Raw genomic sequence first — 11,935 nt, 5'->3', positions numbered from 1 at the left:
TCCTACCAGCCGCCGCCACCGCCACCACCACCGCCGCCGCCGGAAAAGCCGCCGCCGGAAGAGAAGCCGGAGGACGAACTCTTGGGCGGAGGCGGCAGCGATGACGTCATGGTATCGGCCATCGAGCCGGCGAAGCCGCCGATCGTGTCGGAGAAAGATCCGGGGCCGAAAGAATCGCCCTGATACCAGCTCGGCTGGTAGGCGGCGGCTGCCGCCCCTCCGGCTGCCGCCAGCAGCCAACGATCGAACGCCTCGGTCCATGGCTTCTCGACGCCGAGCGCCACAGCATAGGGCAATAGCGTCTCGAAATGCCGCGGCGACATTTCCGGCGCGCCCTGCATGTTCAGCCGATCCTGCTCGGCAAGCGTCATATATTGCCGGAGCCCATCAATACCGTCCATCATCCGGCTGCCGAGCGGCGTCGGCGCTCCCATCAGGTAATAGAAGAGGCCGTTGACGAGCACGATGCCGCCGACCGCGAAAAACAGCGGCAGGTCGTCCGGTTCGGTTGCCGAAATGAAGAGGACCGCCAGAATGCTCGAAAAGACGGCGAACAGGACGAAACCGATGAAGGCCAGCGCGACGATCGACAGGATGCGCCGCATGAGGCTCGCTCCGCGCCTCAGGGACTTGCCGACCGAAACGGCAAAACCGGAGACGAACACGGCGAAAAACACCGGGACGATGAGAAAGGGAATGGTCTCTTCGCTGAGGTGGCCGAAGATGAAAAGCCCCGCCAGCGCAACGATCGAAAGCACCGCGCCACCGATGATGTAGCCGATATTGGCCCGGTAGTATTTGCCGCGGTGCTCGCGCTCCATGGCGCTGCGGAAGCTGGAACCGGCGGCTGCCACCGCCTTGCCGTTCGCCCGATCGATCTTGAGCGTGCCGCCGGCCGCCTTGACCGCCTTCATCAGCGCCGCCTCGCCCGCCGGGAGCTTTTCACCGCCGCTCTTGCCCGTCGCCGAGACGACGATGGCACTCTTCAGATCGTCGAGGACGACATATCCCTTCACCGCCAGGTCGAGCACCGCAGCCGAGAGCGCCGTCCAGCCCTCGCCGGAAAATCCCTTGTTGTCGATGTAATTGACGAGGGCCGGCGAAATGCCGTCCGGCGGATCCCAGCGCGGAACCATCACGCCGCGGGCGGGATCGCGCCCGACGAGCAGCCAGGCCCGCCCGTAATAGAGGCTCACGACGACAAGGCCGGCGCCGGCGATGACAAGCGCCAGGTGGTCGCGCAGCCACCAGATGTTCTGCTGGGAGGCACTCGGCTGGTCGATGCTGCCCTTCGGCAGCTTGATCGCGATGGTCAGGCCCTCCTGCGGTCGAAGCCTGCGCGTGGTGGCAAAGAAGACCTCGCCTCCCTCCTCGACCGCGCGCGCGTCCTTGCCGGTGGCGCCGTAGCCGCCGGTAAAGACGTCGAGCGCCTGGGCCACGACGCCATCCGGCAGAGTCACGGTGGCGGTCGCCTCCTCGATCGGGAAGGCCCATCCGGTACCGGTGACGTTCCAGTAGAGCTCGTCGTGATCGTTGAAGAAGCGTATCTGGCGGCCGGTCTCATAGGTGATCTGAAATATATGCTCGCCGCGCGGCAGGAAGACCTCGGCATTGCCGGTATAGATGCGGATGCCGTCGCTGATCGATTCGGTCCGGTACTCCTCCTGCTCGCCATCACGTTCGACGGATACGAGCTTGAAATCCGCCCGGACGCGGCGGCCGTTCGGGTCGATAAAGGTTAGCGGAAAGTCACGATAGATGCCGCGGCGGATCTGTTTGCCCTCGACATTCGCGGTTATCGTTTCGGTCACCGTGAGGGTGCCGTCCTTGGCGACGTCGATGACCGAATGATAGGACGAGATGATCTCTTCCGCCGCAGCCGGGCACGATGCGGCGAGCACGATAAGCACGAAAGAAAGCGCCGCCAGAAGCCGCTTCATCGGGATTTCCTCTTCCGGACCGTCTCAAAACTTGACCGACGGCACGGCGCGATCCGCTTCGTTGGTGATCTCGAAATAGCTGGCCTTGGCAAAGCGGAAAGCGCTGGCGATCAGGTTGGACGGGAAGCTTTCGACCTTGACGTTGAGGTCCCGGGCGGCACCGTTGTAATAGCGGCGCGACATCTGGATCTCGCCTTCGATCGTTTCCAGCGAGCCCTGTAGCTCGGCGAAGTTCTCATTCGCCTTCAGATCCGGATAGGCTTCTGCGAGCGCAAAGACACGGCCGAGCGCCTGCGAGAGCGCCCCCTCGGCTGCCGCTCGCGCGGCGACATCGCCCTCGGGGACAGCCTGGGCCCGGTTGCGCAGGGCGACGACTTCCTCGAGCGTCGTCTTCTCGTGTGCCGCATAGCCCTTCACCGTCTCGATCAGGTTGGGGATGAGGTCGGCGCGGCGCTTCAACTGCACGTCGATGCCGGACCAGGCCTCTTCCGCCATCTGCCGCGCCTTGACGAGGCCGTTGTAGACGAACACCAGGTACAGGATCACGGCGACCCCGATTGCCAGCCCGATCATGAAATGCCCTCCTTCGAAACCCGCGGGAGGTTAACACCGACTCCGCCTGCGAGATACTGGACGCGCAGGCAAAATGCGCAGATTTCCCCGCTCCAATTCCAAGGCATGTCCGCGGCCGAACCGGCTCATCCGCACGATTGCCGACCACCAGCCGGGGCCTGTCAAAAGCGCCGCCTTGCCCCTTCTCGATGTAGCGACGTCGCCAGGCACCGAGTTGTTCCGCGGGTAACGGCACGATGGCCGCCGATGGCCGATACTCAGATCATCAAACAACCACAGCACGCAGACAGGACCATGGGCTCGCTCGCCACTTTCATCAACGTTGTCGCCTTTACGGCGCTCTTCGCTGCCCATGCGAGCGCAGCCCCGGTCGAGAGGCCGACCGGCGTTCGCCGCGCATTACAGATCTATGCCGGCGAGTTGACGAACAGCGCCTCGATGAGGCTGGAGCCGATGTGGCGGCTCGATGGCAGCGAGTTCTTTTGCCTGCAGAACATGGTGTCGGCTTCCGGCGCGCGGACCTCCGAGAAGAGGCACGCCACCATGCCATGCGGCCGAAAGATCAGGCTCGCCTGATCAGGCCGCGTCTCTCGCTGCGTTCGCACCCCCAGCGTCGGTCAGCAGAAAGGCCTCTCCACAGGCTTTGGCAAGCGTGCGCACCCGCAGGATATAGCTCTGCCGTTCGGTCACGGAGATGACGCCGCGGGCATCCAAGAGATTGAAGACGTGGCTCGCCTTGATGCACTGGTCATAGGCGGGGAGAACGCATTTGTGCAGGCGGTTGTTGCTGGCGTCGCCGGGCGCGCCGGCGGCGAGCAGCGCCATGCACTCCTTCTCGGCGTCGATGAAGTGCTGATGCAGCATCGCCGTGTTGGCATATTCGAAATTGTGCCGCGAATATTCCTGCTCGGCCTGCAGGAACACGTCGCCATAAGTGATCTTCTCGGCACCCTCGCGGCCGTTGAAATTCAGGTCGTAGACATTGTCGACGCCCTGGACATACATCGCCAGGCGCTCAAGGCCATAGGTCAACTCGCCGGAAACCGGCGAGCACTCGATGCCGCAGACCTGCTGGAAATAGGTGAACTGCGAGACTTCCATGCCGTCGCACCAGCACTCCCAGCCAAGCCCCCAGGCGCCGAGCGTCGGGCTTTCCCAATCGTCCTCGACGAAGCGGATGTCGTGCAGCAGCGGATCGAGGCCGATCGCTTCCAGCGAGCCGAGGTAGAGTTCCTGAAGGTTGGACGGATTCGGCTTCAGAAGAACCTGATATTGGTAGTAGTGTTGGAGCCGGTTGGGGTTCTCGCCGTAGCGGCCATCGGTCGGGCGGCGCGACGGTTGGACATAGGCCGCCCGCCACGGCTTCGGCCCGAGCGCGCGTAGCGTCGTCGCCGGATGGAACGTACCGGCCCCAACCTCCATGTCATAGGGCTGAAGCACGGCGCAGCCCTTGTCGGCCCAGTAGTTGTGCAGCGTAAGGATCAGGGCCTGAAAGGAGCGCTTCGGGTTCATATGGTCCGGCAGGGAGGCAGTGGTCATGGATCACGTCCGAATTCATCGAAATCTTGCCGGGACAGGTGCCATGCCGCAGGTCAAGGGTCAAGCGCCTTGGCCGGACGGCAGATCGGTCGACGAATTCGGCAGACCTCACTCGTCCTCGCGCTTCAGGCGGTATTCCCCGGTTTCCGGATCCTTGATGAGCGTCCCGTTGGCCCCGGTCTGGCGCTCCCGGCGCAAGCGTTCCTGTTGACGCGTCACTCTTTTGGCATCAGCTATGAACTTGCGGTAGCCGATCCAGGCGATCAGGGCAATGATCAAGAGCAGAATGATCTGCGGCATGGGTTCTCCTCTGCTCCTCCTTGGATCAGACGGAATGTCGGACAGGAGATGCAGCAGCTTTTGTTACAGCGGCCTTGCACGTCTGACCAGATGCCGGAGCCATTCTCTCATAGGCCGAAGCGTGCCCAAAGCGCCCTTTCCTCAATTGCCTCGATAAGGCCGGCAGCGGCCGAGGCCGCCAAGGGGGCGGCGATCGATCCATCCACCGCCGCGCCGGGCTGGCGGCGTCCGAATAGGCTGCGGCTCGGCTGAATGAGCTCCAGGCGGGCTTTCTCACCATAGCGCCGCCTCACTTCGCCGCGCATGTCGCCGAGACCATCGACGAGGCCCAGTTCCTGGCCGCGGCGCCCGGTCCAGAACAGACCCGAAAATATATCGGGATGGTCGGCAAGCAGCGAGCCGCGGCGGGCCTTGACCAATTGGATGAAGGTATCGTGGATGTCCAACTGGAGGCTCTTGAGGAACTCGACGTCGCGCTCCTTTTCCGGCTGGAACGGGTCGAGCACGACCTTGTTCTCGCCGGCGGTATAGACGCGCCGCTCGACGCCGACCTTCTTCAGGAGCTCCGGAAAGCCGAAGCCGCCGGACACGACGCCGATCGAACCGACGATCGAACTCGGATCGGCGATGATCTCGTCGCCGGCGAGCGCGATCATGTAGCCGCCCGAGGCAGCGACGTCCTCGACGAAAATTAGCACGCGCTTCTTCTTCTCCTCCGCAAGATCGCGGATGCGCTGATAGATCAGCCGCGACTGGACGGGCGAGCCGCCGGGCGAATTGACGGAAATGGCAACGGCGGGCGCCTCCTTGACGGAGAAAGCCTTTTCCAGAAGGGGCGCCACGGTCCCGAGATTGAGGACCGGACGGAACTGCCCGCCCCCGGACATGATGGTACCGTGAAGCCGGATCGTCGGAATCGCAACCCCGTCCTTGCGAAAACGCCTTGGCATCAGTTTTCTGAAGAATCCGGCCATTTCAACTCCTGCCCGATACGAACCCGAACCTGCATGTATGCATTGGCGCCGCAAACGCAATGGCACGCTTGCCGTTAATCATCGGCGGTGATAGGCGGCGCGGCCATTGTTGAGATCATCGACCTCCGGCGCGAAACGGTGCGCCCCTTCGGCATGCATGATCAGCGGCGCCCGAAGCACCAAACGCTTGCGACTCTGCTTGATGGCCGTCACCAGGATCCTTACCGCATTCTCGCCGGCACGCGGCAGGAGCGGCGTGATTTCGATGCCGCCAAAACGGCGGCCGCAGGCGGCAAGGATCTCGGCGATCGATTCCGGACGGGCGATCAGCGAAAGCTGTCCGCCGGGTTTCATGATCGCCCCGGCCGTCTTGATCCAGGTCTCGAAGAGATCGTCGCTCATCGCATGCGCCTCCGCCTTGAGGCGATCGGGCGTCCTGCGGTCGGCCGCATCGTTGAACGGCGGGTTCATGATCACGTGATCGAAGGCATCGTCCGGAAGGCCGGCGGCGGCACGCGCCTTGCCGTTCAGCGAAACATCCGCCTCGAGGACCGCGACCCGCGCCGCGAAGCGCGCGTTCTCCGGCAGCGCAAGGCTGCGGCGGGCAAAGTCCGCCATGATCGGCGAGCGCTCGAAGAGCAGGACCTCTGCCTCTTCGAGCCGCGAGGCGACCGCCATGCCGGCCGCACCCGCGCCCGCACCAAGATCAGCGACGCGGCACGGCCGCCCGCACGAGACGAGTGCCGCAAGCAGCATCGCGTCCATGCCGGAGCGATGGCCCTGGCCGAGCGGCTGGATCAGATGAAATTTCCCGCGGTGAAAGGCGTCCACGGTTTCCGCCGTCGTCGTCCTCGTCGTCATTGCAGCAACGACGCCTCGAACCGGCGGCCGCTGGCCGGCAGGCCGGGAGTCATTGCCGCAGTTCCTTTTCCAGGCCGGCATCGATGAGAATACGCCGGGCTCTGTCGGCGTCCTCATCGGCCACCAGAAAGCGGCGTGGCAAGAGGCCGAGCGAGCCTTCGAGGATGCTCATGTCCCGATCGGCAATCAGGCATGCAATGCCGGCATCCTTCATCAGGCTTTCCGCAAAGGAGAGCAGCACGGCGTCGTTGGTGCGGATCAATTCCTTCATTCGTCTCAATGATCCCGTCTTAAATTGCACCGGGCGAGGCAATTCGCCTCTTGCCGCCCGAAGTCCCGCTTTCTATTGTCAGACCCGACAACGAAGCAGGAGTCCGGGGCGTTGGGCGTAGTGATACCGCTGGAAGACAATAAAAACAAACAGGCTTCCGTGAAGCCGCTCGTCGACCTGACGGCGTCCGACATGGAGCGCGTCAATCAGCTCATCCTCTCCAAAGCCGGCTCCGACGTGCAGATGATTCCGGAGGTCGCCAACCACCTGATTTCCTCCGGCGGAAAGCGGTTGCGGCCGATGCTGACGCTCGCTGCAGCCTCGATGTTCGGCTACGAGGGCGACGCCCATGTCAAGCTCGCAACAAGCGTCGAGTTCATGCATACGGCGACGCTGCTGCACGACGATGTCGTCGATGAAAGCAATCTTAGGCGCGGCAAGTCGACGGCGCGGACGATCTGGGGCAATCAGGCGAGCGTGCTCGTAGGCGACTTCCTGCTCGGCCAGGCGTTCCGCATGATGGTCGACGTCGGCTCGCTCGACGCGCTCGACGTGCTGTCGACCGCCGCGTCGGTGATCGCCGAGGGCGAAGTGCTGCAGCTCTCGGTCGCCAAGAACATGGAGACAACCGAAGACGATTACCTGCAGGTCATCCGGGCCAAGACCGCGGCGCTTTTTGCCGCCGCCGCGGAGGTCGGACCGATCGTCGCGAGCGCCAGCCGGTCCGACCGCAATGCGCTGAAATCCTACGGCATGAATCTCGGCCTCGCCTTCCAGCTGGTCGACGACGTTCTCGACTATGGCGGCTCGTCGAGCGATCTCGGCAAGAATGTCGGCGACGACTTCCGCGAGGGAAAGATCACCCTTCCGGTCATCCTTTCCTACCGGCGCGGCACGCCGGAGGATCGAGCTTTCTGGCGCGAAGCGATCGAAGGCGGCGCCAGCGATGCGGCCAACCTCGACAAAGCCCTCGGCCTCATACGCCGCTACGGCGGATTGACCGACACGATCGCCCGCGCCCAGCACTATGGAACGATTGCGCGCGACGCTCTGGCGCCGTTGCCGGCCTCTTCCTGGAAGTCCGCCTTGATCGAGGTGATCGACTTCTGCATCGATCGGCTCAGCTGAGCGCCAGCCGACGAGCAATATTCTCCGCGGGAGGAATTTCTTGCCGCGTTGCGCCAAAAAAGCCATTCTATTCTTCAAGACTTGCGTTCGGCAACTTGCGATCGACTCCGGAACAACCAGCAGAGACGCGGCGAGCCGAGACGATCGGCAACGAAAGGTTTGACATGCGGCATAATACATTCCTTCGCCTGCTCGGCGGAGCGGCAATGCTGGCTCTTCTGTGCGTGACCGGAAGCCACCAGGCCTTCGCTGAAGACAAGGCGGCCGTAGAGGATGCCCGGCCTTTCGACGTGAGGAGCGTCAACACCTTCGCCGGCGCCTTCCTGGCTGCACGGACGGCCGACGTCGATCGCGACTTCGCAACGGCGACGGAGCTCTACCGCATCGCCCTGCGCTTCGAACCGGACAATCCCGAGGTCAAGCAGCGGCTGATGATCACGCTGCTGATGAGCGGCAAGTTCGATGAAGGGGTCAAGATCGCCGACGCGTTGAAAGCCGATCCGGCCGTCGAGCGGATCACGACGACCGTGCGGGCCATCGAGGCGATCCGCAAGCGCGAATATCGCAGCGCCCAGAAGCTCCTGAATTATCAGGGCCCGAACGATCTCGATCGGCTGATGAGCACTTTGCTCTCCTCCTGGGCGCGGGCCGGCCAGGGCAGGCCCAAGGAGGCCGTCGCGCAGATCAAGGCGCTCGAAGGGCCGGAGTGGTTCCGGGTGTTCAAGAACTATCACGCCGGCGCGATCGCCCTTGTGGCCGGCGACAAGGCAACCGCCCGTGCCAGGCTGAACGACGCCATTCTCGACCGGGAAGGCGGCAGTGCCGCACCGGATACGTTCATGCGCGCGGTCGAGGCGCTGGCCCGCTTCGAGGCCCGCGAGGGCAACAAGCAGAAGGCGCTGGATACGGTTGCCGTCGGCGAGAGCATGGTCAACAACTACACGCCACTCGAGGCGCTCAGGGAGAGCATCGAAAAGGGCGAGCACCAGGAACAACAGGTGCGCAACGCCGCGCAAGGGGCTGCCGCCGTCCTCTTCTCGATCGGCGGCGCCCTCAACCGCGAGGGAGCGGAAGACATCGTCACGCTTTATCTTCAGACCGCCCGCCACCTGGATCCGGAAAGCGCCGATATCCTGGTCATGCTCGGCGGCATCGCCGAAAATCTGAAGAAGCAGGAAGAGGCGATCGCGCTTTACAAGAGCGTGCCGGCAGATTCCCCGATGCGCCGCATCTCCGAGCTTCAGCTCGGCCTGGCGCTGGCCGACGTCGGCAAGGTCGACGAGGCGAAGAAGCACCTGCAGGCGCTGATCGAAGTCGATCCGAAGAACATCCGCAACTATCTCGCCTATGGCAGCGTGCTTTCCGACGCCAAGGCCTACAAGGAAATGGGCGAGCTTTACGACCGCGCCGTCGAGGCCATCGGCCCGGTGCCGAAGCGCAGCGATTGGACGGTGTTCTTCCAGAGGGGGATCGCCTATGAGCGGCAGAAGGTCTGGGCGAAGGCGGAGCCGAATTTCCTGAAGGCGCTTGAGCTCAATCCGAACCAGCCGCAGGTCCTGAACTATCTCGGCTATTCGTGGGTCGACATGAACATCAACCTCGACAAGGGCTTGGAGATGATCCGCAAGGCGGTCGAGCTGAAGCCCGACGACGGTTACATCGTCGACTCGCTCGGATGGGCCTATTTCCGCATGAACCGCTTCGACGAGGCGGTGACCGAATTGGAGCGCGCCGCCGAGCTGATGGCCGGCGACCCGACGATCAACGACCATCTCGGCGATGCTTATTGGCGGGTCGGTCGCAAGCTCGAGGCCGTCTTCCAGTGGAACCAGGCTCTCGAAATGAAGCCCGAGGAAGCGGAAGTTCCGAAGATCAAGGCCAAGATCGAGAAGGGCCTGCCGCCGCTCAAGCAGAACGTTCCAGCCGCGGCGGACGCCAAGGAGACGCTGCCGAAAAAGCCGGGCCCTGAGCTTGCCGCGCCGGACAAGAAATCCTGACGGCATGCAGGCGGATGGCATCGCCGGCTTCGCGCTGACCCGCGTGGCGCCGGCCAAGATCAATCTCGCACTGCATGTCGTCGGTCAGCGCGCCGACGGACATCATCGTCTGGAAAGCGTCGTCACTTTTGCGGAGTGCGGCGACCGGGTGGCATTCTCGCCGGCGGATGCCGACCGCTTCACTCTGTCTGGTCCCTTCGCGCGCGATCTGCCGGTTTCGGCGGAAGGCAGTACGGGCAATCTAGTGCTGCGGGCCCGCGACCTCTTGCGGCGGGAGCTGACCGGACGCGGCGATGCTGCGGGGCCCGTGCATCTGCACCTGGAGAAGAACCTGCCGATCGCGTCGGGCATCGGCGGAGGCTCGGCGGACGCGGCTGCGACGCTACGGGGGCTGCTTTCCCTGTGGAGAGCAGAGATCGCCCCGGAAAGGCTCGCGGAGCTCGCGCTCGAACTTGGTGCCGATGTGCCCATGTGTCTCGACGGCGGGCCGCTGCTTGCGCGGGGGATCGGCGAAGAGCTTGCCCCGCTTGCCGATCTGCCGTCCTTTGCGATCGTCCTCGTCAATCCGCTCGTTGCCGTCTCGACCCCGGTCATCTTCCGGATGCTCGCCGAGAAGCGCAACCCTCCCCTCACCCTTCCGCAAGGCGCCCGCACGGCGGCGGACTGGCTGACGGCGCTTGCCGGTATGCGCAACGATCTGGAGCGACCGGCGCAAACCCTGGAGCCGACGATAGAGGGGGTGTCGGCTGCGTTGCGAGCCGCAGAAGCCAAATTGGTGCGTATGTCCGGTTCGGGCGCCACCTGCTTCGGCCTCTTCGACAGCGACGAAAGGGCGGCTGCGGCGGCACAGCGCATTTCCGCCGGTCATGCCGAGTGGTACGTTCACGCTACCCGAACCGCGGGGATGAGAGATTAGGTATGCCCGGCATCGACGAAACACGTTCCTTCATTCCGGTTCGGGTCGCGGTCCTCACGGTTTCCGATACCCGCACGCGCGCCGACGACAAGTCGGGCGACACGCTCGAGGCACGCATCCGCGACGCCGGACATCGGCTCGAAGCGCGCGCAATCGTGCCCGACGACCGCCAGAAGATCTACGATCAGGTAAAGGCCTGGACGCTGGATGCGGCGATCGACGTCGTCATCACCACCGGCGGGACCGGCTTCACCGGCCGAGACGTGACGCCCGAAGCGCTGGAGCCGCTATTCGAGAAACGTATGGATGGGTTCTCGGAAGTGTTTCACCGGATCTCCTACGACAAGATCGGCACGTCGACAATTCAATCGCGGGCAACGGCCGGCGTTGCTAATGCCACTTTTATCTTCGTGTTGCCCGGCTCGCCCGGCGCCTGCAAGGACGCCTGGGACGGAATCCTGAAACAGCAGCTCGACTACCGGCACATGCCCTGCAACTTCGTTGAGATCATGCCCCGGCTGGACGAACACCTGAAACGCGGCTGACCCTGTTCCGTTTGGAACAGCCACGCATGGTTGAACTCGCTAGATTGCTACTCGTCAGCTCACCGGAACAATGCACCTAGCGAGCATTCGTACAAGGCGAAGCGAAGACGCCTCTTTCCGTTTTCCCCGTGGAAAGAGCTAGAGAGTCATACGACATGATGCCCCACCACAAGGAGATGGAGCAGCATGGCAAGCCCTTTCCTAGGCAAGGTCATTTGAGAATCGTTTCAGGGGGTGCCGCAAGGCACTTCCCTCTTGTGTGGCTGCAGCACTTGGACTGTTTCAAATAGGCGCGGCCAAAGATCGATTGCCGAGAGCAACCCAGGCCGGAACGATTTCGGTCGCCAGCTTGCGGACTACCCGGGCATTGGCGATGTCGCTGAGCTGCATATCGGCACGCGCGACAGCCACGGCATCCTGCTTGCGCAGCAGAAACCCGGTTTCAAGCGGCGCGGCCCGTTGCGACAAGCGCTTGAAGAACGGACGCCTGTGCATGCGCGATGGTGAAAACCGGGCCGGATCCTTGTTGAGCGCCAGATATTCGATGAGTTCGTCCACCCAGCGCCCTATCGGACGGGCCCCCGGCTCGAGCAGCATCAGCCAATCACCGCGCGCGGAACGGACCACATCGGCGAGGTCCCATTCGGCGCAGAAGCGGCAGCCGGCCGCATCGGCGACGTGTACCGAGCCATCTCTCGAGCCGTGATCCAAAATGATCACGTCGCTGACGAGCCCCTCGACGGCCCCGGCGACGAGCACGGACAAGGTCTGCGCGAGTTCCGCCTCGTTGTCGCGTGTCTCCATTATGATCGTCAGCATACCGTCTCCTAGCGCATAGCTGCATCAAATACCATAATTCTTAAGGGAGGTTAGCTGCTTCCCTCGGCCATT

The 11,935-nt window shown here is 63.5% G+C and carries 13 protein-coding genes; 5 read left to right on the top strand and 8 right to left on the bottom strand.

The features are described from left to right. Positions 1-2 precede the first annotated feature (2 nt). On the bottom strand, positions 3-1,940 hold the full coding sequence (locus NXT3_RS04380; protein ID WP_104838842.1) for a DUF2207 domain-containing protein: 1,938 nt from the start codon (positions 1,938-1,940) through the stop codon (positions 3-5). A gap of 24 nt (positions 1,941-1,964) precedes the next feature. Continuing rightward, on the bottom strand, positions 1,965-2,513 hold the full coding sequence (locus NXT3_RS04375) for a LemA family protein (RefSeq protein ID WP_097526321.1): 549 nt from the start codon (positions 2,511-2,513) through the stop codon (positions 1,965-1,967). A 246-nt stretch (positions 2,514-2,759) separates the two neighbouring features. Here NXT3_RS04375 and NXT3_RS04370 point away from each other — a divergent pair, with 246 nt between their 5' ends. Next, complete coding sequence (locus NXT3_RS04370) at positions 2,760-3,089, top strand: hypothetical protein (RefSeq protein ID WP_234819781.1); 330 nt, start codon at positions 2,760-2,762, stop codon at positions 3,087-3,089. On the opposite strand, the gene NXT3_RS04365 is transcribed toward NXT3_RS04370, so the two are convergent. The 5 genes from NXT3_RS04365 to NXT3_RS04345 all read right to left on the bottom strand — a co-directional run bounded on the left by NXT3_RS04365 (position 3,090) and on the right by NXT3_RS04345 (position 6,458). Then, positions 3,090-4,052: a glycine--tRNA ligase subunit alpha gene (locus NXT3_RS04365; RefSeq protein WP_037413317.1), complete on the bottom strand. Its 963-nt coding sequence runs from the start codon at positions 4,050-4,052 to the stop codon at positions 3,090-3,092. Positions 4,053-4,160: 108 nt separating this feature from the next. Beyond that, complete coding sequence (locus NXT3_RS04360; RefSeq protein WP_037413316.1) at positions 4,161-4,352, bottom strand: hypothetical protein; 192 nt, start codon at positions 4,350-4,352, stop codon at positions 4,161-4,163. A gap of 107 nt (positions 4,353-4,459) precedes the next feature. Next, on the bottom strand, positions 4,460-5,326 hold the full coding sequence (locus NXT3_RS04355) for a S49 family peptidase (protein WP_037413314.1): 867 nt from the start codon (positions 5,324-5,326) through the stop codon (positions 4,460-4,462). Positions 5,327-5,404: 78 nt separating this feature from the next. Further along, positions 5,405-6,187 carry a tRNA1(Val) (adenine(37)-N6)-methyltransferase gene (locus tag NXT3_RS04350; RefSeq protein WP_104838841.1) on the bottom strand — a complete coding sequence of 261 codons (783 nt, stop codon included), beginning with the start codon at positions 6,185-6,187 and terminating at the stop codon, positions 5,405-5,407. 49 nt (positions 6,188-6,236) lie between these two features. Next, on the bottom strand, positions 6,237-6,458 hold the full coding sequence (locus NXT3_RS04345) for a putative signal transducing protein (protein ID WP_037413311.1): 222 nt from the start codon (positions 6,456-6,458) through the stop codon (positions 6,237-6,239). A 111-nt stretch (positions 6,459-6,569) separates the two neighbouring features. Between NXT3_RS04345 and NXT3_RS04340 the strand changes: the two genes are divergently transcribed. The 4 genes from NXT3_RS04340 to moaB all read left to right on the top strand — a co-directional run bounded on the left by NXT3_RS04340 (position 6,570) and on the right by moaB (position 11,044). Continuing rightward, the gene (locus NXT3_RS04340) at positions 6,570-7,586 is read left to right on the top strand and encodes a polyprenyl synthetase family protein (protein WP_037413309.1); all 1,017 of its coding nucleotides are present in this window, start codon (positions 6,570-6,572) and stop codon (positions 7,584-7,586) included. A gap of 164 nt (positions 7,587-7,750) precedes the next feature. Further along, on the top strand, positions 7,751-9,583 hold the full coding sequence (locus NXT3_RS04335) for a tetratricopeptide repeat protein (protein WP_037413308.1): 1,833 nt from the start codon (positions 7,751-7,753) through the stop codon (positions 9,581-9,583). Between the two features lie 4 nt (positions 9,584-9,587). Next, a complete protein-coding gene (locus NXT3_RS04330) occupies positions 9,588-10,499 on the top strand; it encodes a 4-(cytidine 5'-diphospho)-2-C-methyl-D-erythritol kinase (RefSeq protein WP_104838840.1) in 912 nt (303 codons plus the stop codon). A 2-nt stretch (positions 10,500-10,501) separates the two neighbouring features. Then, on the top strand, positions 10,502-11,044 hold the full coding sequence (moaB, locus tag NXT3_RS04325; RefSeq protein ID WP_037413305.1) for a molybdenum cofactor biosynthesis protein B: 543 nt from the start codon (positions 10,502-10,504) through the stop codon (positions 11,042-11,044). A 282-nt stretch (positions 11,045-11,326) separates the two neighbouring features. Here the strand turns inward: moaB and NXT3_RS04320 are convergent, their stop codons facing one another. After that, a complete protein-coding gene (locus tag NXT3_RS04320) occupies positions 11,327-11,863 on the bottom strand; it encodes a glycosyltransferase family protein (RefSeq protein WP_104838839.1) in 537 nt (178 codons plus the stop codon). Between the last annotated feature and the right edge of the window lie 72 nt (positions 11,864-11,935).

Source organism: Sinorhizobium fredii, from assembly GCF_002944405.1.
GTDB lineage: Bacteria > Pseudomonadota > Alphaproteobacteria > Rhizobiales > Rhizobiaceae > Sinorhizobium > Sinorhizobium fredii_C.
Note: the sequence above shows the minus strand (reverse complement) of the source record. Positions and strands in the feature narration are given on the sequence as shown.